Source organism: Catenovulum sp. SX2, from assembly GCF_052056295.1.
Lineage (GTDB): Bacteria > Pseudomonadota > Gammaproteobacteria > Enterobacterales > Alteromonadaceae > Catenovulum.
Genome location: NZ_CP182493.1, coordinates 4,069,326 through 4,095,396 on the forward strand (window position 1 = coordinate 4,069,326; position 26,071 = coordinate 4,095,396).

At 39.6% G+C, this 26,071-nt stretch carries 25 protein-coding genes and 1 riboswitch; of the genes, 21 read left to right on the forward strand and 4 right to left on the reverse strand.

What is annotated here, in order from left to right:
- Positions 1-78 precede the first annotated feature (78 nt).
- The gene (locus ACMZOO_RS17220; protein WP_440904532.1) at positions 79-2,154 is read left to right on the forward strand and encodes a TonB-dependent receptor; all 2,076 of its coding nucleotides are present in this window, start codon (positions 79-81) and stop codon (positions 2,152-2,154) included.
- Between the two features lie 87 nt (positions 2,155-2,241).
- On the opposite strand, the gene ACMZOO_RS17225 is transcribed toward ACMZOO_RS17220, so the two are convergent.
- Positions 2,242-3,045, reverse strand: coding sequence for a rhamnogalacturonan acetylesterase (locus ACMZOO_RS17225; RefSeq protein WP_440904534.1), 804 nt, complete (start codon positions 3,043-3,045; stop codon positions 2,242-2,244).
- A gap of 106 nt (positions 3,046-3,151) precedes the next feature.
- On the opposite strand from ACMZOO_RS17225, the gene ACMZOO_RS17230 reads away from it, so the two are divergent.
- Both ACMZOO_RS17230 and ACMZOO_RS17235 read left to right on the forward strand, forming a co-directional pair.
- A complete protein-coding gene (locus ACMZOO_RS17230) occupies positions 3,152-4,147 on the forward strand; it encodes an alpha/beta hydrolase fold domain-containing protein (RefSeq protein ID WP_440904536.1) in 996 nt (331 codons plus the stop codon).
- Positions 4,148-4,224: 77 nt separating this feature from the next.
- Complete coding sequence (locus ACMZOO_RS17235; RefSeq protein ID WP_440904537.1) at positions 4,225-4,803, forward strand: glutathione S-transferase family protein; 579 nt, start codon at positions 4,225-4,227, stop codon at positions 4,801-4,803.
- 60 nt (positions 4,804-4,863) lie between these two features.
- Here ACMZOO_RS17235 and ACMZOO_RS17240 read toward each other — a convergent pair whose 3' ends face one another.
- Positions 4,864-6,846, reverse strand: a complete 1,983-nt coding sequence (locus ACMZOO_RS17240; protein ID WP_440904538.1) for a RecQ family ATP-dependent DNA helicase — start codon at positions 6,844-6,846, stop codon at positions 4,864-4,866.
- A gap of 92 nt (positions 6,847-6,938) precedes the next feature.
- On the opposite strand from ACMZOO_RS17240, the gene ACMZOO_RS17245 reads away from it, so the two are divergent.
- Positions 6,939-8,192: a DEAD/DEAH box helicase gene (locus ACMZOO_RS17245; protein WP_440904540.1), complete on the forward strand. Its 1,254-nt coding sequence runs from the start codon at positions 6,939-6,941 to the stop codon at positions 8,190-8,192.
- A complete protein-coding gene (locus ACMZOO_RS17250) occupies positions 8,192-8,665 on the forward strand; it encodes a DUF1456 family protein (RefSeq protein ID WP_440904542.1) in 474 nt (157 codons plus the stop codon). Before ACMZOO_RS17245 ends, ACMZOO_RS17250 begins: the two co-directional genes overlap by 1 nt.
- Before the next feature lie 73 nt (positions 8,666-8,738).
- Here the strand turns inward: ACMZOO_RS17250 and gshB are convergent, their stop codons facing one another.
- Positions 8,739-9,692 carry a glutathione synthase gene (gene gshB / locus ACMZOO_RS17255; RefSeq protein WP_440904544.1) on the reverse strand — a complete coding sequence of 318 codons (954 nt, stop codon included), beginning with the start codon at positions 9,690-9,692 and terminating at the stop codon, positions 8,739-8,741.
- A 134-nt stretch (positions 9,693-9,826) separates the two neighbouring features.
- On the opposite strand from gshB, the gene ACMZOO_RS17260 reads away from it, so the two are divergent.
- Both ACMZOO_RS17260 and ACMZOO_RS17265 read left to right on the forward strand, forming a co-directional pair.
- Positions 9,827-11,017, forward strand: a complete 1,191-nt coding sequence (locus ACMZOO_RS17260; protein ID WP_440904545.1) for a hypothetical protein — start codon at positions 9,827-9,829, stop codon at positions 11,015-11,017.
- A 14-nt stretch (positions 11,018-11,031) separates the two neighbouring features.
- Positions 11,032-11,691 carry a GNAT family N-acetyltransferase gene (locus ACMZOO_RS17265; protein WP_440904546.1) on the forward strand — a complete coding sequence of 220 codons (660 nt, stop codon included), beginning with the start codon at positions 11,032-11,034 and terminating at the stop codon, positions 11,689-11,691.
- Between the two features lie 8 nt (positions 11,692-11,699).
- Here ACMZOO_RS17265 and queC read toward each other — a convergent pair whose 3' ends face one another.
- Positions 11,700-12,359, reverse strand: coding sequence for a 7-cyano-7-deazaguanine synthase QueC (queC, locus tag ACMZOO_RS17270; protein WP_440904548.1), 660 nt, complete (start codon positions 12,357-12,359; stop codon positions 11,700-11,702).
- A gap of 70 nt (positions 12,360-12,429) precedes the next feature.
- Between queC and queE the strand changes: the two genes are divergently transcribed.
- The 14 genes from queE (at position 12,430) to ACMZOO_RS17340 (ending at position 25,873) form a co-directional block, all read left to right on the forward strand.
- On the forward strand, positions 12,430-13,095 hold the full coding sequence (gene queE, locus ACMZOO_RS17275; protein ID WP_440904549.1) for a 7-carboxy-7-deazaguanine synthase QueE: 666 nt from the start codon (positions 12,430-12,432) through the stop codon (positions 13,093-13,095).
- Positions 13,096-13,178: 83 nt separating this feature from the next.
- Positions 13,179-14,084: a PhzF family phenazine biosynthesis protein gene (locus ACMZOO_RS17280; RefSeq protein WP_016955824.1), complete on the forward strand. Its 906-nt coding sequence runs from the start codon at positions 13,179-13,181 to the stop codon at positions 14,082-14,084.
- 113 nt (positions 14,085-14,197) lie between these two features.
- A riboswitch (cobalamin riboswitch) is annotated at positions 14,198-14,283 on the forward strand.
- 309 nt (positions 14,284-14,592) lie between these two features.
- Entirely contained in the window at positions 14,593-15,384 is a 792-nt protein-coding gene (locus ACMZOO_RS17285; protein ID WP_440904551.1) for an ABC transporter ATP-binding protein, read from the forward strand.
- Entirely contained in the window at positions 15,377-16,381 is a 1,005-nt protein-coding gene (locus ACMZOO_RS17290) for a FecCD family ABC transporter permease (protein ID WP_440906318.1), read from the forward strand. Before ACMZOO_RS17285 ends, ACMZOO_RS17290 begins: the two co-directional genes overlap by 8 nt.
- Before the next feature lie 2 nt (positions 16,382-16,383).
- Positions 16,384-17,478, forward strand: a complete 1,095-nt coding sequence (gene cobT, locus ACMZOO_RS17295; RefSeq protein ID WP_440904553.1) for a nicotinate-nucleotide--dimethylbenzimidazole phosphoribosyltransferase — start codon at positions 16,384-16,386, stop codon at positions 17,476-17,478.
- Positions 17,471-18,265: an adenosylcobinamide-GDP ribazoletransferase gene (locus tag ACMZOO_RS17300; protein ID WP_440904554.1), complete on the forward strand. Its 795-nt coding sequence runs from the start codon at positions 17,471-17,473 to the stop codon at positions 18,263-18,265. The genes cobT and ACMZOO_RS17300 overlap by 8 nt, the downstream gene beginning before the upstream one ends.
- Positions 18,249-18,800, forward strand: coding sequence for a bifunctional adenosylcobinamide kinase/adenosylcobinamide-phosphate guanylyltransferase (cobU, locus tag ACMZOO_RS17305; protein ID WP_440904556.1), 552 nt, complete (start codon positions 18,249-18,251; stop codon positions 18,798-18,800). Before ACMZOO_RS17300 ends, cobU begins: the two co-directional genes overlap by 17 nt.
- Before the next feature lie 9 nt (positions 18,801-18,809).
- Entirely contained in the window at positions 18,810-19,478 is a 669-nt protein-coding gene (locus ACMZOO_RS17310; RefSeq protein WP_440904557.1) for a histidine phosphatase family protein, read from the forward strand.
- Positions 19,479-19,521: 43 nt separating this feature from the next.
- Positions 19,522-20,994: a cobyric acid synthase gene (locus ACMZOO_RS17315; protein WP_440904558.1), complete on the forward strand. Its 1,473-nt coding sequence runs from the start codon at positions 19,522-19,524 to the stop codon at positions 20,992-20,994.
- A gap of 8 nt (positions 20,995-21,002) precedes the next feature.
- Positions 21,003-21,608: a cob(I)yrinic acid a,c-diamide adenosyltransferase gene (gene cobO, locus ACMZOO_RS17320; protein WP_440904560.1), complete on the forward strand. Its 606-nt coding sequence runs from the start codon at positions 21,003-21,005 to the stop codon at positions 21,606-21,608.
- Entirely contained in the window at positions 21,608-22,555 is a 948-nt protein-coding gene (locus ACMZOO_RS17325; protein WP_440904562.1) for a cobalamin-binding protein, read from the forward strand. The genes cobO and ACMZOO_RS17325 overlap by 1 nt, the downstream gene beginning before the upstream one ends.
- 278 nt (positions 22,556-22,833) lie before the next feature.
- Entirely contained in the window at positions 22,834-23,892 is a 1,059-nt protein-coding gene (gene nagZ, locus ACMZOO_RS17330; RefSeq protein ID WP_440904564.1) for a beta-N-acetylhexosaminidase, read from the forward strand.
- Between the two features lie 36 nt (positions 23,893-23,928).
- Complete coding sequence (locus ACMZOO_RS17335; protein WP_440904565.1) at positions 23,929-24,411, forward strand: low molecular weight protein-tyrosine-phosphatase; 483 nt, start codon at positions 23,929-23,931, stop codon at positions 24,409-24,411.
- A 91-nt stretch (positions 24,412-24,502) separates the two neighbouring features.
- Entirely contained in the window at positions 24,503-25,873 is a 1,371-nt protein-coding gene (locus tag ACMZOO_RS17340) for a class II 3-deoxy-7-phosphoheptulonate synthase (RefSeq protein WP_440904566.1), read from the forward strand.
- Positions 25,874-26,071 lie beyond the last annotated feature (198 nt).

A 26,071-nucleotide genomic window follows, 5' to 3' on the forward strand; every position in this document is an offset into this window, starting at 1 on the left:
ATGATTGAATCAATTCTCCACAAAGCAAAGAACTAGTCAATTGTAAGTTCTTTATTATACAAAAACAGGAATAAATAAGTGAACTATTTAGCTGCATCAATTGCACTTGCACTCGGTTTCCCTAACTTTGTTTTTGCCCATGAAGGCACTGAACAAAAAGACAAAATTGAATCAATCGAAGTTGTTGGTCGCCAAGTTGTATTGTCACCAGACAATATCTCATCGTCACAAGGTGTTGTCAGCCAACAAGAGTTTGAATTACGACCTTTATCACGCACCGGTGATATTTTAGAGTTTGTCCCGGGCATGGTGGTAACTCAGCATTCAGGCTCAGGTAAAGCAAATCAGTATTTTTTACGTGGGTTTAACCTTGATCACGGTACTGATTTTGCGACTTCTATCGATGGTATGCCAGTTAATATGGTCACGCATGGCCATGGCCAAGGTTACACCGACTTAAACTTTATCATTCCTGAAACCATTGCCACTATGACCTATAAAAAAGGTGGTTATTATGGCGAAGTAGGGGATTTTAGTGGCGCTGGCTCAGGTGAGTTTGTTACCGTCAATCAAGCGAAATCAGAAGTCGAAGCAACTTTAGGCGATGATCAATATCAAAGATTTTTGGCAATTTATAGCGGCAAAGTTACCGAAGATTCAACCTTAGTAACAGCTGCTGAGCACCAAAAATTTACAGGTCCTTGGACAGATGTTGATGAAGATACGCAAAAAACTAACTTTTTTGCCAAATTAACCAGCCAATTAAGCGATAGCCAGCTCGATATCAGTTTTATGTATTACGATAACAGTTGGAATAGTGCAGACCAAATTCCTAGCCGAGCTGTAACTAGTGGTTTAATTGATAAATACGGGTCAATTGATACAAGTGTTGGTGGCCAAAGTGAGCGTGTGAGCTTAAATTTAGCTTGGCAAAATGATCACATCAGTTTTAACCAATATTGGATCAGCTCTGAACTAAATTTGTGGTCAAACTTTACTTACTTTTTAGATGATCCAATTAATGGTGACCAATTTGAGCAGGTTGATAAACGCGATATATTCGGTGGTAACTTAACCTACACAGAGCAGTTTAACCTGTTTGGCTTTGCGAGCGAGCAAACCTTTGGTGCACAGTGGCGATTCGATGATATCGACGAAGTTGGTTTATACCATACCAAACAGCGTCAACGTTTGGGTGTAACCCGCAGTGACAAAGTTAAGCAATCAAGCATTAGTGCATATTGGAAAAACAAACTCGCGTGGACTGATAGGCTAACTAGCCATTTTGCTGTGCGTTACGATAACCATGATTTTGAAGTAACTGATTTAGCTGGCGTGAATAGATTTGGTTATGATTTATCTGCCAACTCAGGTTCAAACTCAGATGATTTATGGTCGTTTAAAACCAGTTTGAACTTCCAACAGTCTGAACATTTAAATTGGCACTTTGCCATAGGCCAAGGTTTTCATTCAAATGATGCACGTGGCACAAGCATAAGTATTGATCCCCAATCGGGCGAAGCCATAGATAAAGTCGATCCTCTGGTGCGTTCACTTGGTTGGGAAGCTGGCTTTAGTGGCTTTTTATTACCAGAGCAATTATCTGGCTGGCACGTGTCGGCGGCGTTATGGGCGTTAGAGTTAGACAGTGAACTCCTGTTTGTTGGTGATGCAGGTAATACTGAAGTCAGTGATGCAAGCGAGCGCCAAGGTTTTGAGTTAACCAGTTATTATCAAATTAATCCTAACTGGCAGTTTGACTTCGAATATGCCTATACAGATGCGCGTTACCAAGCTTCAAACGACTATGTGCCGGGCGCAATTAAACATGTAGCACAAACGGGTATAACCGCGAAAACTGAGCAAGGTTGGTTTGGTAGTTTGCGTGTGCGCTATTTTGGCAAACGACCGTTAGAAGAGCAGGGCGAAGTAAATGCGGATGCAAGCACAACATTAAACATGCGTTTAGGTTATGAAACAGAGCATTGGCAATATCACTTAGATCTAATTAACTTAACCAATTCAAGTGCACGTGATATTGAATATTTTTATCCATCGCGTTTAACCGGCGAAGCTGACGAGGGCGTTGAAGACATTCATTATCACCCAGCGTTACCATTTAGTGCTAGGTTGAGTGTTAGTTATAAGTTTTAAACTGTTACTTGTAACAAAAAAGAACGCCCTAACTAATTCCTAACGACATGCATAATTTATGGTTAGGGCGTTTAATAAAAAGGGTATTTAACCTTTATTCAATGCTTTTTGAATACTTGCGCATTGCTGTGAAATAGTTTCTTCAGGTTGTTTGAAGTTGTATGTGAATAGTTGGATCCACTTCGCTTGCGCTTCACGGATAACTAATTTGCCAATTTCAACCGCACCAAATTTTGAAAAATGGGTGTTGTCTTGTTTGCCTTCTGGGTAACGCGGATGTTCACCCGGTTCAACACTCATAAATAAAGATTTCGACTGTTCTGGGCCCAAACAGGTTAATAGCTCACCACTTGATTTCATCAAATCAATCATAGGTACGTTTTGCTCACGTGAGACTTCACGAACTAGGCTTGGGTAGATGCCATGTGCATCTTTTAGTTTATTTTCACCATCAAAGTATCGGCGCATTACCGGAGTGATTAACACTGGAAATGCATGTTTTTGCCTAACTTCTAACACCATTCGCTCTAGGTTAACTTTATAGTCAACAGGCGCAGTATATCTGTCTTGTTTCTGATATGAGGCATCGTTATGACCAAACTGAATAACTACCCAGTCACCGGCTTGAGCTTCGTCAATTACGGCTTGCCATCTTTGCTCTTCAATAAAGGTGCGCGTGCTTCGACCACCTTTGGCATGGTTTGAAATTTTTAAACTAGAGTCTGCATTCTTCAAGGTTGGCAGTAATTGCCCCCAACCAAAATCAGGGCCGCGCTCGGGGTCAACATCTTGCATGGTTGAGTCACCTGCCATAACCAGAGTTTGTGCATTAATGTTTGCACTAAAAGTTAAAGCTAGAGAAATAAACAGAGTTGAAAGTTGTTTTTTCATATTATGCCGATATTGTTTTATATTTGTTATGTAAATGATATATTAAATAAATGAGTAATGCTACCGGTGGCACGTTGTTTTGGCGGGATAAAATAAAGAAATTAGCATGAATAAGATAATCAAAGCCCTTATTGGACTGAGTTTAATTGCAACATATATGACAACTATGGCCAAGGTAAAAGCCGATAGTTACTTGGTAGATGATGGTTATACTGTGTACGAGCGATACGCACGCTACTCGAAAAAACAGCCAAGCATGCAATTTCCAACCATAGCGTTAGCGCATGGTGCTTGCTCACAGTTTGATATCGCTTATTTTGAGCATAAAAAAACAGACAGGCCGCGTAGTTTACATTTAGATATTTTCTATCCTAACAGTCATCCGACTTGCTTAAATGGGGAGTCAGCTTCTAAAGTTCAAAAAAACTATAGCAGTGTGGTACTTATTCACGGTGGTGGCTGGCGCTCTGGCAATAAATCGCATATGCATTATCTGGCTAGTTTGTTGGTACAAAAAGGTTATTTAGTATTTGTACCTGAATATACGTTATCAGCTGAAGCTCCTTACCCAGCAAGTTTAACTGATTTACAATTAGCCTTTAGCTGGATAGCACAACAACAGCCAAAATTATTGGTCGATTTAAACAATATCAGCATAGGTGGTGGTTCATCCGGTGGCCATATAGCAGCTCTAATTGGCCTAAAAAACAACAATCCATCAGGCATTAAATTCAAACATATTATTGATATGGATGGGGTGTTAAACCTAACTGATGAAGCCGCACTCAAATACGAAAATAAAAAAGGGAAAAACTCGGCAATGGCTCTTTGGCTAAGCGGTTTAACTTTTGAAGAAAATCCAAGGTTGTGGCAAGCCGTTTCGCCTGTAGAACATATTAACTCTGAATCTGCTAACTTGTTGTTAATTGGTAGTGGTCAAGCAAGGTTTTCGGTTGGTTTTGAATTAGCAAAAACTAAACTGAATAAACTTGGTAAAAGAGCAAGCGAGTTCCATTTTGATAATATACCGCACACCTTTTGGTTGTTCGAACCTTGGGCGAGCCAAGTAGCAGAAAAAATAGATACTTTTACTAAAAATTAATAAGTTAAACACCTGACAGGAATGGACTTTGCGCTTATGATTTGAAGCAGTTATTCAGCTTTAGTAGGAAAATATCAATGGCTTTAGAATTATACGGCTCAAATCCGTCTCCTTATGTTCGTCGCATTCGCATGTTACTAGACGGTTTAGATTACACTTTTCACAACGTTAATGTGTACGATCCAGAATTTAGAAAAATTTATACCAGCATTACCCCAATTAAAAAATTACCGACTTTAGTAGTAGACGATCAATCAATTTTCGACTCGCACGTAATCGCCCAATATTTGTTTGAATTAAAAAAACTACCGGCACTGACTTTAGGTGAACTTAATTTAATCAGCGCAATTGATGCAGTAACCGACTCATTAGTAATTTTATTTATGGGGATGCGCTCTGAACTTGAAGTATCGAATGAGCGACTAATTTTCTCACTGCAAATGGACCGCGTTCCAACCTGTTTAATGTGGTTAGAAGAACAAGCCAAACTTGGCGCGTTTAACCAATTAAACTACCCAACCATGTGTTTAATCGGTTTAATCGACTGGGCTGAATTCCGCCAGTTATACGACTTTAGCGACTTCCCAGCACTTATTGCCGCAAAACAACAACATGATGAAGTTGAGTTGGTGAAGGCAACTTTTCCGACTGCTTAATGTTTGGTTATGTCTTACATTAAAAATGTGTTGTTGCATAGTTAGCAGCAACACATAAGTTTATTCTGATAGCTCCGCAGCTTTTTGCTTAACTTCTGCATACCTTAACTGCTCACATATCCCAAAGCCTTTAACATTCGCTTTTACTTTGTGCCTTGCAAACATAGGTGTGCTGATGCCAGTTAAAAAGCGGGTGATTGTGGTGTTTGATGGAGTTTCATCTTTACTTTCAAGATAAGTTTTAAGGTTCGATACCACTTGCTCAATTTGCTGACTATCTGGCCAATTAGCTGCAGTGGAGTAGGTCAGTTTGGCAACTTTACCTTGGCAAACCGAACAATGGCCACAATGTTCAGGCGCGTTTTTGTCACCAAAATATGCGGCAAGGTTGTAGCTCAAGCATTTATTTAGTTCAAAAAATCGTACCAAAGTTGCTATTCGGTTTATCTCTTTGTTTTCTTTATCAGTAAAATAACCATGCAACTCATTGGCTAAGTTTCCATTGTTTAAAACTTGCATGTTTACTTGGTAAACCTCTGTCATTAGCCTGTTTTGTAATTCAATTAAGCCTTGCTCCGCTAAATACTCTAGTGCGGTTATAATGCGTCCGCGCTCGTTTGGTAGTGCTTGCTGCAAAGCATCAAAATTTACTGTTCCCCAAGTGCGTTTAAAATCTGTGTTTGCAAATATTTGCTGTAAAAAGCTTTGACGTTGGTTATCAAATTTAGCCAGAATCTTTTGTTGTTCGGTTAGTGGTTTAATTTTGTATTCGGCAAAATAACTATACATGGGTTTTAGCACGCCCATAAGTTCAAGTTGAACTAACAAGGTTTTTAGCGGTAGTTGACGAATATTAGTTTGATTTGATAAATCGTGAATTAATAAATCCCATTGGTTGGAATTTGCGTTCCCTTGATAACTTTGTTCTGCTATCTGTTCAAGTAATATCTGAATGCCAGCAAGCTCAGGTGTGTCACCATAAACAAAGTTTTCTAACGTGGTTAAGCTGTCTAAATTAGCCAGCGTTATGCAGTGTGCATTTTGCCCGTCACGCCCAGCGCGCCCAATTTCTTGGCTGTAGTTTTCTATCGATTTTGGTAAGTCGTAATGAATTACAAAACGAATGTTATTTTTATCAACGCCCATGCCAAAGGCTATGGTAGCAACCACAACGTCAACTTGATTATTCATAAAATCGAGCTGAATAGTCTGGCGCAGCTGGTTGTCTAAACCCGCATGATAGGCTTTAGCGTTTATATTATTTGCTGTTAAAAACTCAGCAACTTGCTCTGCGGTGTTTTGCAGCGTTACATAAACAATACCAGCTTGTTGGTTGGCTACTTTGCGCTGAACAATATTAAGCAATGTGTTGTTTTTGGCTTGCTCAGTAACAGCTTCAATATCTAAGTGTAAATTGGGGCGATAGAAGCCGGTTTGCACTATATGTTGTTTATCTATAGCAAATTTATTTGCCATATCTAGTTTTACTTTATTGGTTGCTGTGGCGGTTAATAACAATACTTGTGGGATGTTCAGCTCGTTTTTATAGGCTGGTAGCTTTAAATAATCGGGACGAAAATTATGTCCCCATTCAGATATACAGTGCGCTTCGTCTACCACCAAGATTGAAATGGGTACAGAATCAATTAGCTGGCGAAACCTTTCATTTTTAAAACGCTCGACTGACACCATTAGTATTTTAAGTTTGTTTTGTTTAATGTCAGCGCAAACTTGTTGGTATTCTTCATAACTTAAACTTGAATCTAAACTTGCTGCTGCTATGCCTTTGCTAGTTAAAAAATCTAATTGATCTTTCATCAATGCAAGGAGTGGCGAAACTACTAAAGTTAAATAAGGCAAGTGCAGGGCAGTCAACTGGTAACACAAAGATTTACCTGAACCCGTAGGAAAAACCGCTAATGAAGAATTGCCAGCAAGTAGGTTATTTATTACCTCTGCTTGGCCGCTGCGCAATTGGCTAAAACCAAAAGTTTGTTCTAGGGTGTTTTGTACTTCGGCTGGTAATTGTGTTTGAGAATGCATAATAATTCCAACAGTCCTTTGTTTTATTTGGTTCGCAACAGCTGTCGATTGTAGCTATAATCGCCGCCGATTTTCAATGTTACTGGTGATTTATGTCTTTTGCTGCCCTTGGGTTAAATTCCACGCTTTTACAAACGCTCAACCAATTAGGTTATGAGCAACCAACGCCCATTCAAGCGCAAGCTATTCCAGTGGTTTTGCAAGGCAAAGACATTATGGCTGGCGCACAAACAGGTACGGGTAAAACCGCTGCATTTGCATTGCCGATAATTGATAAGTTATTAGCAAAACCAGTTAGTACATCAGACTCAACACAACTTGCTGCTCTAGTGTTAACACCAACCCGAGAGCTTGCGCAGCAGGTGCACAACAATTTTTGCCAATACGCTGAGAGCACTGAGCTTAAAATTGAAATTGCTTATGGCGGTGCCAGTTTAACCCCACAGATTAATCGCTTAAAAGATGGGGCTGATGTATTGGTGGCAACCCCAGGGCGATTAATTGATTTAATGTTTAAAGGGGTGGTTGATTTAAGCCATTTGAAATTTTTGGTCTTTGATGAAGCCGACCGCATGCTAGATATGGGTTTTATTAATGATATTGAACGCATATTAAAACGCGTGCCTGAGCAGCGGCAGACCATGTTATTTTCAGCAACTTTCGACCAAAGCATTTTTAAGCTGAGTAAAAGTATACTCAAGGATCCAACTTTAATTGAGGTGGACGATAGAAATACCGCCGCAACCAGTGTTGAACAAATTGTCTATCAGGTAGATGCGGATAGAAAACGAGAATTAACCTCTTATTTAATCGGCTCAAAAAATTGGCAGCAAGTATTGATATTTACCCGCACCAAACAAGGTGCAGATAATCTTGCCAAAGAAATGATTAAAGATGGCATTAAAACCCAAGTGATCCACGGTGATAAAACCCAAAGCAGGCGCGATGCTGCGCTCGCTGATTTTAAATCTGGCGAGGTTAGGGCGTTAGTTGCAACAGATGTCGCCGCACGCGGAATTGACATTCAGCAACTACAATATGTAATTAATTATGAATTGCCGTATGCGGCTGAAGATTATATCCATCGCATTGGTCGCACAGGCCGTGCGGGCAATACTGGCACAGCGATTACTTTAGTCTGTGAAGATGAAAATTATCTATTAGAAGATATTGAAGCTTTGTTAGACCAAAGGCTCGCGCCACAATGGTTGGCAGGGTATGAACCTGATCCAACTAAAAACACTAATAGCCGCAAAAACAGCCGGGCTGCAGAAAAACGCAGAGCTAAACAACGTGCCATGCCGAAAAAACGCAGTAGCAACAAACCTAAAGCGAGAAAGTTTTAATGACGAATAACGATATTCTACGCCGCTTGCGTTACACCTTTAACTTGAACGAAGCGCAAATGTCACAAATGATGGAAACGGCTGGTACTGCAGCCGCGCCAGATTTAATTGCGCAGTGGTTAAAAAAAGATGACGACGCTTATTACGTGCGCTGCAGTGACAGAGAGTTTTCTACCTTTTTAAATGGTTTTATAAATTTAAAACGCGGTAAACGTGAAGGGCCAACACCTAAACCAGAAGACCATTTAAACAACAATATTATTTTTATGAAGCTGAAAATTGCACTTAATTTACAAGCTGAAGATATATTGGCTATTTTAAAGTTAGCTGAGTTCGATTTAAGCAAACATGAGCTCAGTGCGTTTTTTAGAAGAAACAATCACAGCCATTATCGCGAATGCAAAGACCAAGTTTTACGCCGTTTTTTAATGGGTTTACAGCTTAAATATGCAGAAGGAAAAAGCACAAAATAATCAGAATAGTTTCAATTTGGCTTTAAAAGTTTGTGGCTAACGAGCGTTAGCCACAAATTTACAGGTACTGGTATTATTGCTGGCAGCGCTTTTCAATTGCATCAAATAAACGTGCACAAATATTAATGCCAAATGCAGCTTCAATTTCACGAATACAAGTTGGGCTAGTTACATTAATTTCCGTTAACTTGTTACCAATAACGTCTAAACCAACAAAAATCAGACCTTTTTCTTTTAATTTAGGTGCTACAGTTTTAGCTATTTGCCAATCGCTGTCTGAAAGTGGTCTTGCTTCTCCACGACCACCTGCGGCTAAGTTACCACGGGTTTCGCCTTGCGCCGGAATACGCGCTAAACAATATTCAACCGGTTCACCATCTACTACCAAAATGCGTTTATCGCCTTCGGTAATCTCTCGAATATATGTTTGGGCCATAGCATAACGAGTTTGATGCTCAGTTAGGGTTTCAATAATCACCCCAAGGTTTTTATCGTTTTCAGTTACACGAAAAATTGATGCGCCACCCATACCATCAAGCGGTTTTAAGATGATGTCTTTGTGTTGGGCATGAAACGCTTTTATTTGGTTTTTATCGCGCGATACTAAAGTTGTTGGAGTTAAATCACTAAACCAAGCGGTAAAAAGCTTTTCGTTAGCATCACGTAAACTTTGTGGTTTATTTACAATCAAAGTGCCTTTTTCTTCGGCGCGCTCTAGCATATAAGTTGCGTAAATATATTCAGTATCAAAAGGTGGATCTTTACGCATTAAAATGGCGTCTAGCTCAGCAAGTGGTAAAGCTTCGCTTTCTGATAAAAACTCAAACCATTGGTCGGGATTCTGTTCTACCTTTAGTTTACGGGTGTTGGCATAACTTTCACCATCGATTAAATACAAGTCTTGCATTTCCATGTAATAAATTTCATAGCCACGTGCTTGTGCTTCAAGCAACATTGCAAAACTTGAATCTTTCTTAATATTTATACTTTGGATGGGATCCATCACAATGCCAATTTTTAAACTCATATGCTTACCAAATTTTTGAGAACTGAAATAACTTTTCAAGATATTGGTACTAGACCGAGTATATTCAAGTTAAATTTGCCAATTGCTATGTTTTAACGCTAAATTGTTGCTGCGCTAATTAAAAGTTAAAAGATATGAAACAAGAAAACTTAGAGTTGGATGTCAGCCAGCCGCAGTCAAAAAACACAGAAACACCACAAACTTCTGAGTCTTGCGAGGTAAATGAGGTTGCAAGTGAAGTTTTAAGTGAAGAGGGAAAAGCGAGCCCTTCACTAAAAGATAAATTAGTTTCTTTACATCACAAATATAATTTTAGTTCTAGTAAAAGCTTATTTATCACAATTATAGTAACTGCGGTTTTAGCCATAATATTTGGCTTGTTTCAGCATAATCAAACCAGTGATTATTTAATTCAAAGCCAAAAAATTAGAGATGTAGTTGCAGCACAGCAGCCGAGTACAAGCAAAGATGTACAAGTTGAAACGACCGAAATTAAACAGAATTTACTGGCTATACAAGCGGCTATTAACGGATCTTTGATTCACCCTATGGCCGAAAGCAACTTTTCAAGCGTGCTAACCGACATTGCCGAACTAGTTAACAAAATGGATGTGTTAATTGCACAAGCTGAGCAATATAAACAAAGCCAAGAAATTGTGTTGTCGTCACTCAAGCAAATAGATGAGAGTAAAAATAACTATCGTAGAGCAATAGAGCCGACGTTAGAGCGTATGCGTAGTTACAAGAATGAAGCTAAATTTGAGCAATTAACGGCTAATGCCAATCAAACCGACTTATTTAATGCACTAAACTACAAACAAGCGGAAGAAAAGCTGGAAAACTTACAACTCGCGGCTGATAGGTTATTACAAAATTACGAATCTATATTTTACGCTCAAACTGTCCAAGAGCTAAATGCATTGATTTCAAGCTACCCAAATTCGGCACAACACTTTAAACAAGTTGTCCATGATTTTGCCGATATACCAACAAAAATGGCGCTGAAAATTTGGCAAAAGAACAATATTGATACCTTAGATGATGTTACTAATTTAGCGGACAAACTGATAGCTAGGTTAGATTTTGCCAATCAATTAGAAAAGCTTAAACAACAAAGTGTTCTGATAGTTGACCAAACAAAGTTAATAGAAAATAGATTAACTGTGCATTTAATAAATAAAACTCAAGTACAGCCTTCAAGCAACTTCGCTTTATGGCTTGTGTTGGTTTTAGCGCTAATAGGCCTATATAAATATCAACTTATTCGCGCCTTAAATAAATTGCTAGAAAAATTACCCAAGCAGGTTGAAAAAACAGCAAAATAGGCGATATTTATTTTGTGTTCAGCAAAATAAATATAAAACTTATGGAAAGTGCAACGCCAATATTAAACGCTGCTTACCTGTCGGGTGAGGACATCAATATCGCAAGTTCTTTGTTATATAAGGCTTACCATGATGATCCATTTTTTATGGATTGTTTTAACAGCAAAGAGCAAGGTTACGAACAAAAACTCCGTGCCGCTATTCGTGAAGAATTGTTGGTCTTTTGGGAACAAAACCAGCCGATGATTGGCATTTATGACGACGATGATCACTTGTTGGCTGTGGCTTGTTTAATTGAGCCTAATAGTAACTTTGGCTCAAAACGCTTTTGGCACTGGCGGTTAAAAATGATGTTAACCGCTGGAATGGTATCAACCAAAGCCATGATAGAAAAAGAACAGAAGGTACGTGAAGCCATTCCCGCAGAACAATACCATTTAATTGCTTTTATTGCGGTACACCCAAATCATCAACACCATGGTGTCGGACATTATTTGTTAGATGCAATTGACACTATGTTAGCCGAAGATAAAAACAGCCAAGGGGCAGGTGTGTTAGTAACGGTTGACAGTTACATAGGCTTTTTTGAACAAGCAGACTATCAACCAATCGCGGAACTTAAAGTTGGAGAAATTAACGCTAAGTTAATGTTTAAGTACGTTTATAGTGACTAACTTAATAATTAATTTTCGTACGTGAGTGGGTCAACTGCATTGTTAAGTTTAAATGCTTCTAAACGTTCAGTGCAGGCACCACATTTACCACAAGCCTGCTCACGGCCGTTATAACATGTCCATGTCTGGCTATAGTCTAAACCCATGTTTAAACCTTGGGTTAAAATGTCTATTTTGCTGTCGTTTAAAAATGGCGTTTCAATGCTAATAGGTTGGTAATCGGCTATTGCGCAAACCGCTTTCATCTTTTCAACAAATTCAGGGCGGCAGTCAGGGTAAATGGCATGATCGCCTGCGTGTGCACCATAAAATACCTTATTGGCTTTTATCGAAACCGCATAACCAACAGCGAGTGATAATAAAATCATATTGCGGTTTGGTACCACAGTCGATTTCATATTTTCTTCTTCGTAGTGGCCTTCGGGAATGTCTATATCATCGGTTAATGAGCTACCTGCCAAAAGCTGATTAATTGCTGAAATATCAACAATCTTATGTGGAATATTTAAACCTTGGCAGACAGATTTTGCGTACTCTAATTCTTTTACATGGCGCTGACCATAATTAAAAGATAAGGCGTATACATCAAAGCCTTGCTGAATAGCCAAATTGAGTACAGTGAATGAGTCCATACCACCAGAATATATAACAACTACTTTTTCAGACATACTTTCCTCTCAATTCAGCTTATAATGCGGCGATAAGTGTACTCAGTAAAAGGCAGGTTACAAGCCTAATATGAATTATCCGGTTAATGAAATATTTGAAACCATACAAGGTGAAGGCGCAAAAACAGGCGTGCCATCGATATTTTTGCGTTTGCAAGGTTGCCCTGTGGGCTGTTCTTGGTGTGATACTAAACACACATGGGAAGTTGATAAAACTAAACTAACGGATGTTGAAAACATTATAAATGTGTCAAACACCTCTGATTGTTGGGCTGATTTAGATGAGCAGATGTTGTTGGCTCGTTTACAAAATTACTCGGCCAAACACATAGTGATCACCGGCGGTGAGCCTTGTATGTATGATTTGCGCCCGTTAACTGAATTATTGCACAACAATAGTTTTACTACCCAAATAGAAACCAGTGGTACATTTGAAATTTATACCCATAAAGATACTTATGTAACTGTATCACCAAAAGTGGGTATGAAAGGTGGCTACAAAGTGCTTGAGTCGGCATTAAACCGCGCCAACGAGATTAAACATCCAGTCGCAACTGAACAACACATTGAAGATTTACATGCTTTGCTTGCACAAGTGACCCATGATAATTTTGTTGAAGTCTGTTTGCAGCCAATCAGCCAAAAAAAGCGCGCAACTGAACTTGCGATTGCAGAATGTATAAAAAATAACTGGCGATTGTCAGTGCAAATGCATAAGTACTTGATGATTGATTAAAAAGGTATTAATTTTAAAGGCAATTCCTGCTAATAAGACTATTATAAAAAATAGCGCACAAACACAAATTTGACGGAGTATCTATGGCTATTAAATTTTATACGGTTGACGTGTTTACCAAAAAACGTTTTGAAGGGGCGCAAATCGCAGTCGTGCCAGATGCTCAAGCATTGTCAGACGAGCAAATGTTAGCAATTGCAGCTGAGTTTAACTTATGGCGCACAGTATTTATTTTACCTAGTGACAAAGCGCAAAAGAAAATTCGCATTTTTAATGGTAAAAGAGAATTCGAATTTGGTGGACATCCAACTATCGCGGCAATTTATGCATTAGCCAAAACAGGTGAAATTGAATTAAAAGATGGTGAAAATCAATTCAGTTTAGAAGAAACCCATGGTTGTGTTAGTTGTAAAGTGATTATGGAAAACGGTGAACCTGTATTTAATCAATTTACGACTACAGCCAATCTGGAATTTGACCGTTTCACCCCAAGTGCTGAAGAGCTGGGTGATATGTTATCGATTGAAAGTTATCACTTTAACGTCAATGGTTTTACCCCATTATTAGTGGCAACCCATATTCCGTATTTGATTGTGCCAGTTGATAGTTTTGAGTCACTTAAAGCCGCGCGCTTTAATTATGATGCATGGGCGCGTTCGGCTGCACCAGCAACATGCGCGAATGCGATCTTGTTGTTTAGCGGTAAGAGTGCGTTTTCAACCTCTGACTTCCACTGTCGTTTAGTTGGTCCTGTATTTGGTATTCATGAAGATCCACCAATTGGTGCGTCCATCCCAGCATTTGCAGGCTATTTAAATCAGTTCCCTGTGTATTCTGAATTACCATCTAACTTTGTTGCAGAGCGTGGCGCACACCAAGGCCGCCGCAGTTTCTTACATGTAGATATGGTATCGAACAAAGACAACGAATTAACCGTGAATATTGGTGGTAGCGCAGTATTAGCGTCAGAAGGACAATTGTTAATTTAGTTTTTGTAACTTTTAGAAAAGTTTATTTAGAATAATTGAAACAGCCAATTTAACGATTGGCTGTTTTTTTATAAATTGAATTCCATTTCGATACTGTTACAATGCGCCGCTATTGGGAATGCAGTGAGAGTCTGCAACTGTACCCGCAACTGTATGTTGTTTGTTTACTATGTATTGGCAAGCAATAAGTCAGATACCAATTTTTAAGTTTCGTGCGGGAAAACACGAAAGTAGCTAAATTTCTTCTCTTCCTTCCATGCAGGTTTTTGCGTGGCTTTTGTTATTTGCTGCTGAGCGTTTTTCCGCTGAAGTTTGGGTGGCACGTGAACCTTCTAGTCTGTGGATGGAGCACTAAAGCATAATTATCGCAAAAACGCTGTAAATACGTCCTTGTACGCTCCGCTTTTTCATCCCTGAAAAAGAGGTTTTGCTCTAAATTATTGCTTTAATGCTCAATCGGCTATAAGTGTTTCATCGAAAGTTTATCGGAATGCACTTTAGGTTTTGAATGGCAGCAAGTTTACAAGTATCTAATTTAAATTGGGCAACAGAACAACAGCAAATACTAATCGACATTAACTTTGAGTTGGTGGCGAATTCGGTTACTGCTATTGTTGGCCCAAATGGTGCTGGCAAAACATCTTTGCTGCGCAGTATTTATCTGGGGCTTACCAATCAAACAGGGCAGATAAAACTCAACCAAACTTGTTTATCGCTATTAAATCGTCGGCAAATAGCCCAACAAATTGCTGTGGTTACGCAACAAAATGATGCTGTGTGTCATTTAAAAGTAATAGATTTAATCAAGCTTGGTTTATTGCCGCATTTAAACTGGTTTGGTTTTAGTGCTAAAAATCAAACAGAGCATTTAGATAAAATTATTCAGCAGTTCGATTTATCTCCATTATTAAATAAATATTTTGATCAACTATCTGGTGGTGAGCAGCAGCGGGTGTTAATTGCCAAAGCTTTAGTGCAAAAACCTCAGTTGTTGATTTTGGACGAACCAACAAACCATCTAGATGTGCACTTTCAACATCAGATATTAGCGTTACTGGCGGGGCTTGGAATTACAGTGTTAATGACAGTGCACGATTTAAATTTAGCTGCGCAATACAGTGATAATTTATTGGTGATGGATAAAGGACATATTGTAAAAAGTGGCAAACCTGCTGATGTTTTAGATGAAGAATCTATCAGCGATATTTTTAAGCTTCCAGTGCAAAAAGGGCTGAATCCGTTAGATAACAGTGTGCATATGTTTTATCACTGGCCGCAGCAGGTTAACCATGATGAATAACTACAATACAGATTCAAAAATCTGGCTTAAGTTTGCTTTTTGTTCAATGCTGCTAATTGTCAGTTTTTTTACTGTTATTCTGATGGGCGCGGCTGATTTAACTTTAAGTTCTGTGTATAGCTGTTTATTTGCAACTTGCGCTGATCCGCTAACGCAAACCTTAGTTTGGCAAATACGTTTACCGAGAGTGATTATTGGCGCTTTGTGTGGGGCCGGTTTAGCTGTTGCAGGTGCGGTATTACAAAACACCACTCGAAATCCATTGGCAGAGCCTTATTTATTTGGGGTCGTTTCCGGCGCAGGTTTAGGCGCTACTATCATTACTGTTGCGTTTAAAGAGGCGAGTGCGAACTATTTGCCGATAGCAGCATTTTTAGGCGCAATTCTCGCTATTGTTATTGTGATGGCCGTGTCGGTTGCCGGTAAACATGCGCGTAAAATCGAGTCTTTATTATTAGCTGGTGTCGCTGTGTCTTTTATGTTGAGTGCGCTTAGCCAATTTGTTTTATATATGGGCGATCCGTTTGCAGCTAACCGCGTGATGTTTTGGTTGATGGGCTCATTGGCGCGGGTGGAAATGCCGCATTTGTATTGGATTGTTCCTGTACTGTTAATAGGTTTGGCTATAGTTGTTTTATTACATCGCCAGCTTGATGCCATTTTATTAGGTGATGAAAGTGCCGCTACTTTGGGTATAAATGTCACTTTAGTGCGGGTTATTTTATTAATGGTTTGTGCTGCGATTACCGCAACCATAGTGGCATATTGTGGTGGTATAGGTTTTGTTGGTTTGATGATCCCACATATAGTGCGGCGCTTATTTGCTTCAACCAGTTTAATTTTAGTTTGCGGCAGTGCGCTCGTTGGCGCAATTTTTATGTTGTGGGTCGATGTGCTTGCACGCACAGCAGTAGATGGACAAGAAATTCCAATTGGCGTGATAACGTCAATAATCGGTAGTTTATTCTTTTTAACTTTAATGCATAAAAAGGTTTAACCATGCAGTTTAATATTGAGAATTTGGCGCAAATTAATACACCAGAATTTATCGAACAAGTAAAAGACAAAATAGATGGTAAAACCAAACCTTTGGGCGCATTAGGCCAGCTTGAAGACCTAGCATTTCAAATGGCATTAATTCAACAGCAGCAAAATATTCAGCAAAAACTAGATGTAGCCAAAGCAGCAGTTTTTGTCTTTGCTGGCGACCATGGTATTGCGGCACAAGGTATTAGCATTGCGCCAAGCGAAGTAACTCAGCAAATGGTGGCTAATTTTTTAAATGGTGGTGCGGCAATCAACTGTTTTTGTGCTGCGAATCAAGTGCAATTACATGTGGTGGATACAGGTGTTTTAACGCCACTACAACATCCCAATAAATCAGCTTATTTACAAAACGGCAGTTTTATTGAATCGCGTATTGCAGCCGGCACTCAAGACTTTTCGCAAACTAGTGCGATGACAACTGAGCAGGCACAAGCTTGTATCAATCAAGGCGCTGAGTTAATCAAAGCTTATTTTAACCAATATTCTGTAATTGGTTTTGGTGAGATGGGTATTGGCAATACTTCAAGCGCATCGGCATTAACTTGTTTATTAACCGAACAAGGCGCTGAATTAACAGTCGGGCGCGGTACAGGCATTAGCGACGAACAATATCGCTTGAAGCTTAACTTAATAAAACAAAGTGTCAGTCGAGTTAAACAAAAGTTTGCTGACAAAAATTTACAACCGTTAGATTGTTTAGCCGAAGTAGGTGGGTTTGAAATAGGCCAAATGGCTGGCGCTATGCTGGCGTGTTCTGAAGCGAAAAAGATTATTGTGGTCGATGGTTTTATCTCAACTGCTGCAGCTTTATTGGCTTGTCGCATTAATGAAAATTGTCGCGACTACATGGTATTTGCGCATAAGAGTGAAGAATATGGTCATAAGTTATTGTTAGCCGAACTGAGTGCTAAACCTTTGTTAGATATAAATATGCGCTTGGGCGAAGGTACGGGGGCGGCTTTGTCAATTCCGCTTATTCGCAGTGCTGCGCATTTTTACAACAATATGGCCAGTTTTGCCGATGCAGAGGTAACTAAGGTTGTTTAATCCTTTGCGTGTACAGCTAAACTTATTTTTACTGGCGCTGAGCTTTTTTACCCGTTTGCCGGTGGCAAATTGGGTGGAGTATAGCCAACAAAACCTCAACAAAAGTAATAGATATTTTAGTTTGGTCGGTTGGTTTGTTGGTGGCATTTTATCTTTGGGTTTTATTGGCTTGAGCCAATTGTTTCCAACAGATGTTGCTGTTTGGTGTTTGTTAGTATCAAGCCTGTTATTAACTGGTGTTTTTCACGAAGATGGTTTAGCCGATATGGCCGACGGTTTTGGTGGTGGTTTTACAAAAGCCGACAAACTCCGCATTATGAAAGACAGCCGCTTAGGTACTTATGGCTCAGCTGCGTTAATACTCGCATTAATCGCCAAGCTGTTGTTATGGACGCATTTGGCTGTATGGCTAATTTGGCTTGTACCTATTAGTTATGCGCTATCACGCGCAACCGCGGCATTTTTACTGACGTTAACACCTTATGTTGAAGCTGAAGGGAGTAAATCTAAACCTTTAGCTGAAAACCAAACTCGTAAAGAAAGCCTGATTAATTTTATCTTTATCTTGCCTATCAGCTTAATTTTGCATTGGCGATTAACGCTAGCACTGGTGATTTTTTTAGGTATCTTTCTTGTTGTTTATCATCGTTTTTTAATCAAACAAATTGGTGGATTTACAGGCGATACATTAGGTGGCGCGCAGCAAATATCTGAAGTGTTAATTTATTTAGTAGTTGTTGCATTTGTGCATAACAACTTACCTATTTTAGATGATTTCATTGGCTAACTTTCATTTTGTTATTGGTGGTGCGCGTTCAGGAAAATCAAAATTTGCTGAGCAGTTGGCAATGCCTTATAACCAAGTCTGTTATATTGCCACCGCAACTCGCTTTGATGGTGAAATGGACAACCGTATTCAACACCATCAAGACAGAAGACCAAAAAATTGGTCATTAGTTGAAGAACCAATTGAGTTAGCTAAAGCTCTAAAGCAAGCTGAACAACAAGCAGATGTTATTTTGCTAGATTGTTTAACCTTATGGATTAATAATCTAATGTTTGAAAAACAGCCGGTTAATTGGCAGAAAGAATTCGACCATTTAGCTGCAACTATACAGTCACTCAAGGTAGATATTATTGTAGTGGCAAACGAAGTAGGATTAGGAGTGGTACCCGCAACGGCGATTTGCCGTGAATTTGTTGATGAGGCGGGGCGCTTAAATCAAACCTTGGCACAAATCGCGCATAAAGTAACTTTTATGGCAGCAGGTTTGCCAATGTTTAACTATGCTAATCCTGCACTAAACTCGCAAAGCGATTAAGGAGTACACATGACTGAAAATAAAACCGCTGCGAAATTTACCTTATTGCGTCATGGCGCAGTGGCAGGACGCCCAGCCTTGTACGGACATTCTAATGTAACCTTGTCTGAACAAGGTTTAGCCGACATGCAAGCAAGTGTGGATTACATCAATAAATGTGAACCAATTGATAAAATTGTTTCATCACCACTTTTGCGCTGCGCTATGTTTGCTGAAGATTATGCCGAAACGACGGGCAAAGAGATTATTTTAGATTCGCGTTTATCCGAGATGGATTTTGGCCGTTGGGACGGCATTCCGTTTGACCGCCTCCGCGCCCATTGGTCTAAGCTAGAAGCTTTTTGGGAAAACCCATATCGCAATACACCACCTCAAGGTGAAACCCTTAAACAATTTGGTAAACGGGTAAAAAGTTTATGGGGTGAATTAGCTGAACATAACCAAGGACAACACTATTTATTGGTGTGCCATGCAGGCGTTATAAAAATGATGTTGGCCATTATGCTGGATATAGATTGGCGTAACGCACTTTGGTTTAGCCAATTAAAAATTGATTACGCAAGTTTTACACGAGTTGAACTGGCTGCTTATCAAAAAGCTATGCCTGTAATTAAAACCATAGGTTGTAAACCACAATGCTCACCAAAAGCTGATTTTAATCCGAGTTTTGTTATTTAACCTGAGCTCGGGATAACAAGCTAGTTAAAATATTGAATTAAAAATGGATAAAACCAATAAAACTTTGATGATCCAAGGCACAGCCTCGGACGCAGGAAAAAGCACTGTTGTAGCGGCTATTTGTCGAATTTTAAAACGTCGAGGTGTCCATACTGCACCTTTTAAACCACAAAATATGGCACTTAATAGTGCAGTTACGCCTGATGGTGGTGAAATTGGGCGGGCGCAAGCGGTGCAAGCTTTGGCTGCCGGTGTCGAATTAGATGTTGATTTTAATCCAATTTTATTAAAACCAAGCTCAGACACCGGCGCACAGGTAATTATTCACGGTAAAGCCATTTCACAAATGCAGGCGCAGCAATATCACGACTATAAAAAAGTTGCTATGGATGCTGTGCTAGTCTCGCATCAACGCCTTAAACAAAAGTATCAAGCAATTGTGGTTGAGGGCGCTGGATCTCCCGCTGAAATTAATTTGCGTGAAGGTGATATCGCCAATATGGGGTTTGCCGAAGCTGTTGATTGCCCGGTTATTTTAGTGGCGGATATTGACAAAGGTGGCGTATTTGCCCAGTTAGTTGGCACTCTAGAATTGTTATCTGAGTCTGAACGAAATAGAGTAAAAGGTTTTATCATCAATAAATTTCGTGGTGATATAAAATTACTTGAATCTGGTTTAACTTGGCTCGAAAACAAAACCAACCAACCTGTTATTGGTGTATTGCCATATATTCGGGGTTTAGAAATTGCCGCAGAAGATGCAATTACCACGCAGCAGGTGTTAGAAGAGGTTAAGTTTAAAGTCGCCATTCCAGTTTTTCCACGCATTAGTAACCATACCGACTTTGACATATTGCGTTTGCATCCAAACGTAGAATTAATCTATGTCGGCCCTGAGCAGGCTATTCCGAGTGTTGATCTAGTTATTTTACCTGGCAGTAAAAACGTTCGAGCAGATTTAGCTCATATGCAAAAAGTTAGCTGGGACAAATCCATTGAAAAACACCTGCGTTATGGCGGCAAAGTATTTGGCATTTGTGGTGGTTACCAGATGTTAGGCTCTGAAATAAACGACCCTAATGGTATTGAAGATATTGCGGGTACATCACAAGGTTTAGGTTATTTACCGATTAGCACAGAGCTAACAGACAACAAAGAACTTAAACACACCCAAGCTCAACTAAAGTTTTCTGATGAAGTGGTAGAACTTAGCGGTTATGAAATTCATTGTGGCATTTCACATGTGTTAGATAGAACACAAGGTCGAGAATTATTAAGCACAAACGGCGCGGACAACGGCTTTATCAATGCTGATGAACAAGTCGCTGGCTGTTATTTACACGGTATTTTTGACACCCCAGCAGTTATTCCCGCACTCGCTAAATGGTGCGGCATAGAGTTAACTCGGCAACTTGATTATCAAAGTTTACAGCAACAAGCGATAGATAAACTAGCCGATGCGTGTGAGCAGCATTTAGACCTCGAATTATTATTCAAAAATATAAACATATCTTAGGCAGTAAAATGGCAGATTTAGAACGTAAAAACGAACGACACCAAGCAAGAATGCAGCGTTTAAAAGATAAAGTAGATGCAAAAATTAATGCTGCATCAGAAGAACGCGGCATCGTAATTGTTATCACCGGTAATGGTAAAGGTAAATCAACTTCAGGTTTTGGTACGGTTGCCCGCGCAATTGGCCATGGTTTAACTGCCGCTGTTGTGCAATTTATTAAAGGCACTTGGGCTTGTGGCGAGCGTAATTTGTTAGAACAACACGGCTGCCAATTTCACGTAATGGCAACAGGTTTTACTTGGGAAACACAAAACCGTGAAGCGGATATTGCTGCTGCACAAAAGGTTTGGGTAGAAGCAAAAAAATTGCTGCAAGATGAAAGCATTAACCTAGTTTTATTAGACGAGCTAACTTATATGTTGAGTTACGACTATTTAGACTTGGACGAAGTGTTAGACGCAATTGTAAATCGACCAATTAACCAGCATATTGTGGTGACAGGTCGAGGTGCACACAAAAAGCTGTTAGAAATTGCCGATACAGTTAGTGAAGTGCAATCAGTTAAACACGCATTTGAAGCTGGAGTTAAAGCGCAAAAAGGAGTGGATTGGTAATGCCAATCAAGTTCTTATCAAAGCGTGCTAAGTCGTTGACTTCAGTTGTAGCTGCGGGCTCAATGTTTGCCAGTTTGTTTAGCTTTGTTGTGTTAGCCGATGCTGGCCAAGTGCCAAAACAAGCACAAAAACAATTGCAAACACAAGCTCAAAAACATAAACCAACAGTTATTGCATTAGCTCCGCATATAATCGAAAACTTATTTGCAGTAGGGGCAGGCGAGCAGGTTATTGGTACAACTGAGCATTCAGATTATCCAGAAGCGGCCAAACAAGTACCGCGCATTGGCAACTACGCTGTGCTGCAAATAGAAAAAATACTGCAATTAAAACCAGACTATTTAGTTGCTTGGCCAACAGGCAATCCACCAGAAGATTTAGTTCGAGTTGAAAAACTTGGTATTCCAGTTGTGTATTCCAAACCTCGTGAACTTGAAGGCGTTGCCGAAGAATTAATAAAATTTGGTGAACTCACAGGTAACCAGCAGCAAGCGCAGCAGGTAGCGGATAATTATTTGCAAAAGCTAAAAAAGATTAAAGAGGACAACGCTGACAAGAAGCCAATAACAGTGTTTTATCAGTTATGGTCCGCGCCGTTAACCACAGTTGCGAATCAAGCTTGGCCGCAAAAAATTCTCGATGTGTGTAAAGCGCAAAATCCTTTTGTTGATTTAGTTGGTGATTATCCGCATGTCAGCATTGAAAATGTGCTGGTGGCGAATCCTGATGTAATTATTATTCCAACATCAGTATCAGAGCCAAATGGCGAAATCGAATATTGGCAAAAGTTCAGCAGTATTCCAGCGGTAAAAAACAAACAAATTTATCTTGTTAACAGCGATAAATTGCACAGAATGACCCCACGCGTGGTCGAAGAAATGCAAGTGCTGTGCGATAAAATTGACACTGCTAGGCAGTTTTACGCTAATAAGTCTTTATCCAACTAACCTGAAATCTGGATAACAAGTTAGCTAATTTATTGTAATTAACAATGTTTATTTATTAATCTTCTAGGGAGAAATTTATTCTTAGAACAAGGCGAATTTGCGTACGTAATAGCAGGCTATGACTAGCGAATTCAACGCAGTTATAAGGATAAAGAGCCCCTTGCAGGCAAGTTGTTATCCTGATTTCAGGTTAACCACAAGCCTTACTTTAAAACTCAACAAGTGATAGAGTAAGGCGGTTTTTACTTTGCCAACATCAAGAGCCAACAGTACGTACTATGTCTTTAATGATAGATGTTTCAGCCTTTGAATTAGACGCTGAAGAAAAAGAATTATTACAACATCCGTTTGTTTCATCGGTCATTCTATTTGCTCGTAACTTTTACGACAAACAACAAATTTGCGCTTTGACTGAAGCTATTCGCCAAGCGGCCAAACGGCCAATATTGATAGCAGTCGACCAAGAAGGTGGGCGCGTACAACGTTTTATTAATGGCTACAATAAAATTCCAGCTATGTCCGATGCCGCGCTGTATTCAAAACAGTACGCCCTACAACCCGAAAAGCAACACTCTGAAATAAATATATTGCAAGAGCTAGGTTGGTTAATGGCAAGCGAAGTGACTGCCAGTGGTGTTGATTTAAGTTTTGCGCCTGTGTTGGATTTAAACGGCGTATCCGATGTTATCGGCAAACGAGCTTTTGCAGACAACCCAAGCGATGTTGAAACAAACGCTAAGCAATTTATTATAGGCATGCAACAAGCTGGTATGGCCGCTTGTGGTAAACACTTCCCCGGGCACGGTAGTGTGCAAGCAGACACCCATCATGCAGCAGCAATTGATAAGCGTAGTAAAGAAGAAATTTTTAATTTAGATATATTGCCATTCAAAAACTTAATTGAACAAAACCTATTACAAGCGGTAATGCCAGCGCATGTAATTTACCCAGATATCGATGAAAAACCAGCCGGTTTTTCAAAATACTGGTTACAAACTATTTTACGTAAACAGCTAGGGTTTAATGGCGTGATCTTTAGCGATGATTTGTCTATGCAAGCTGCTAATGTTGCTGGTAATTATGTTGATAAAGCGCAAGCAGCTTTCGATGCTGGTTGCACAGTTGCATTAGCTTGTAACAACCGAGATGGCGCGGTAAGCATATTAGATGCGTGGCAACAATTTAAAACTAATCAAACTCAAGCGTCAGAAAAATACCAACAAGCTGTGCTTGAATTAATTAACACTAAACCATATAGCTTTAATGATATCGAGCAAACAGTGCGCTGGCGTAATGCCAGTAAAATCTGCCAACAAATAGCGGATGCAGTTAACTGATCTTGAAACTGACCTTAATACATTCTTGGAAATATCATGTCTGATAACAACAAATTAAATGCGCGTTCTTTATTATTCGTCTGCCTTGGCAATATTTGCCGCTCACCAACGGCGCATGCGGTTTTTCGTCAAAAATTAAAAGAAAGTAAACTTCCAATTGAAATTGATTCGGCTGGTACTGCTGGTTATCACAAAGGTGCAAAACCAGACCAAAGGGCACGTAAAGCTGGTGAAGCCCGTGGGTATGACTTTAAAGGTTTAGCCGCACGTCCAGTTGTGCAGGCTGATTTTGAACACTATGATTTAATTTTAGCGATGGACAGAGCCAACTATCACGATTTGTTAGATGAATGCCCAGCTGAATACCAACACAAAGTTAAAATGTTTTTAGACTTTGCGGATAGTTACCCTGATGTGGATGAAGTGCCAGATCCATATTATGGTGGTGCCAAAGGTTTTGAATATGTACTAGACTTAGTCGAAGACGCATCCAACGGCTTGCTCAAGCGTTTAAGTTAAACGATTGAGTTAACCTGTTTTTTCTATTATTCATGTACGTGCAATACAGCTAAGCTAAATTCAATTAAATCTAAAATAAGTAGGTATCAATATGGCACAGTGGTCTCCGAGTTCGTGGCGCAATTTTCCAATTTTACAGCAGCCAACATATCCAGATTTAGCCAAAGTAAAACAAGTTGAATCTCAGCTTAAAACTTTTCCACCTTTGGTTTTTGCGGCTGAAGCACGCCAGTTACATGATCACCTAGCTAAAGTTTCTAGCGGACAAGCATTTTTGTTGCAAGGTGGTGATTGTGCAGAATCATTTGCCGATTTTAATGCACCGAAAATTCGCGATACTTTTAAAACCTTGTTGCAAATGGCAGTGGTATTAACTTTTAGTGGCAACTGCCCAATTGTTAAAGTTGCACGTATGGCTGGGCAGTACGCAAAACCTCGCTCGGAAGATACAGAAACGCGCGATGGTGTAACTCTGCCTACTTACCGTGGTGACATTATTAACGGTTTTGAATTTACCGAAGCTGCGCGTATTCCAAATCCAGAAAATTTGCTTACCGCTTATCACCATTCATCAGCAACGTTAAATTTATTGCGTGCTTTTGCTCAAGGTGGTTTGGCTGATTTACATGAAGTCAACCGCTGGAATATGGACTTTGTGCAGAATTCGCCTGTGGCGGATAAATATCACGATTTAGCACATAGAATTCAAGAAGCCCTTGGTTTTATGGAGGTTTGTGGCATTAACGCACAGAACACTCCGGTAATTAAAGAAACTGAATTATATACCTCGCATGAAGCTTTATTGCTTAACTATGAAGAAGCATTAACGCGTAAAGATACGCTAACAGGATTATGGTACGACTGTTCAGCACATATGGTTTGGATTGGTGAGCGCACGCGTCAGCTTGATCACGCGCATATCGAATACTTCCGTGGTATTAATAATCCGATAGGTGTGAAAGTCGGCCCGGGTATGCAACCAGACCAACTTATTGAGTTAATTGATGCGTTAAACCCTGAAAACAAAAAAGGGCGTTTAACCTTAATTACCCGTATGGGCGCAGACAACCTAGCCGATAAGTTACCTAAGTTAGTTAAACGGGTTAAAGAGGAAGGGCGTAATGTTGTGTGGACCAGTGATCCTATGCACGGCAATACTATTAAAACTGACAACGGTTATAAAACCCGTGATTTTAATGCGATTTTGAAAGAAATTGAGTCTTTCTTTGCGGTACACAGAGCTGAGGGCAGTTATGCCGGTGGTATTCACTTAGAAATGACTGGTCTTGATGTAACTGAATGTACTGGTGGTGCTTATAATTTATCATCAGCAGATTTAGAGCGTAGTTATCGCACCCAATGTGATCCACGTTTAAATCAAAACCAAGTATTAGAAATGGCCTTTAGCATAAGCGATACGCTAAAAACGGCTAGAGCTGATTATTTGGCGAGTACTAAGTAATAACCTAATCTTTTATACGTTCGTCAACGGGCTAGATACCTTGTTGGCGAACAGTTCTAATTCTAATCAATAGATCATTCCGCTCTATATATAGGTTAAAAAATAACTAGAGATTCCTGACAAAATGTCACAAACTGCCCCTAATCTGTATGTTTATTAATCGGCTAACAATAACTAACCTGAACTCTGGATAACAAG

Bases quoted from the DNA above. Each gene is read 5' to 3' on its own strand.
- ACMZOO_RS17225 (WP_440904534.1), bottom strand. From the start codon at position 3,045: ATGAAAAAACAACTTTCAACTCTGTTTATTTCTCTAGCTTTAACTTTT.
- ACMZOO_RS17230 (WP_440904536.1), top strand. From the start codon at position 3,152: ATGAATAAGATAATCAAAGCCCTTATTGGACTGAGTTTAATTGCAACA.
- ACMZOO_RS17235 (WP_440904537.1), top strand. From the start codon at position 4,225: ATGGCTTTAGAATTATACGGCTCAAATCCGTCTCCTTATGTTCGTCGC.
- ACMZOO_RS17240 (WP_440904538.1), bottom strand. From the start codon at position 6,846: ATGCATTCTCAAACACAATTACCAGCCGAAGTACAAAACACCCTAGAA.
- ACMZOO_RS17245 (WP_440904540.1), top strand. From the start codon at position 6,939: ATGTCTTTTGCTGCCCTTGGGTTAAATTCCACGCTTTTACAAACGCTC.
- ACMZOO_RS17250 (WP_440904542.1), top strand. From the start codon at position 8,192: ATGACGAATAACGATATTCTACGCCGCTTGCGTTACACCTTTAACTTG.
- gshB (WP_440904544.1), bottom strand. From the start codon at position 9,692: ATGAGTTTAAAAATTGGCATTGTGATGGATCCCATCCAAAGTATAAAT.
- ACMZOO_RS17260 (WP_440904545.1), top strand. From the start codon at position 9,827: ATGAAACAAGAAAACTTAGAGTTGGATGTCAGCCAGCCGCAGTCAAAA.
- queC (WP_440904548.1), bottom strand. From the start codon at position 12,359: ATGTCTGAAAAAGTAGTTGTTATATATTCTGGTGGTATGGACTCATTC.
- queE (WP_440904549.1), top strand. From the start codon at position 12,430: ATGAATTATCCGGTTAATGAAATATTTGAAACCATACAAGGTGAAGGC.
- ACMZOO_RS17280 (WP_016955824.1), top strand. From the start codon at position 13,179: ATGGCTATTAAATTTTATACGGTTGACGTGTTTACCAAAAAACGTTTT.
- ACMZOO_RS17285 (WP_440904551.1), top strand. From the start codon at position 14,593: ATGGCAGCAAGTTTACAAGTATCTAATTTAAATTGGGCAACAGAACAA.
- ACMZOO_RS17290 (WP_440906318.1), top strand. From the start codon at position 15,377: ATGAATAACTACAATACAGATTCAAAAATCTGGCTTAAGTTTGCTTTT.
- cobT (WP_440904553.1), top strand. From the start codon at position 16,384: ATGCAGTTTAATATTGAGAATTTGGCGCAAATTAATACACCAGAATTT.
- cobU (WP_440904556.1), top strand. From the start codon at position 18,249: ATGATTTCATTGGCTAACTTTCATTTTGTTATTGGTGGTGCGCGTTCA.
- ACMZOO_RS17310 (WP_440904557.1), top strand. From the start codon at position 18,810: ATGACTGAAAATAAAACCGCTGCGAAATTTACCTTATTGCGTCATGGC.
- ACMZOO_RS17315 (WP_440904558.1), top strand. From the start codon at position 19,522: ATGGATAAAACCAATAAAACTTTGATGATCCAAGGCACAGCCTCGGAC.
- cobO (WP_440904560.1), top strand. From the start codon at position 21,003: ATGGCAGATTTAGAACGTAAAAACGAACGACACCAAGCAAGAATGCAG.
- ACMZOO_RS17325 (WP_440904562.1), top strand. From the start codon at position 21,608: ATGCCAATCAAGTTCTTATCAAAGCGTGCTAAGTCGTTGACTTCAGTT.
- nagZ (WP_440904564.1), top strand. From the start codon at position 22,834: ATGTCTTTAATGATAGATGTTTCAGCCTTTGAATTAGACGCTGAAGAA.
- ACMZOO_RS17335 (WP_440904565.1), top strand. From the start codon at position 23,929: ATGTCTGATAACAACAAATTAAATGCGCGTTCTTTATTATTCGTCTGC.
- ACMZOO_RS17340 (WP_440904566.1), top strand. From the start codon at position 24,503: ATGGCACAGTGGTCTCCGAGTTCGTGGCGCAATTTTCCAATTTTACAG.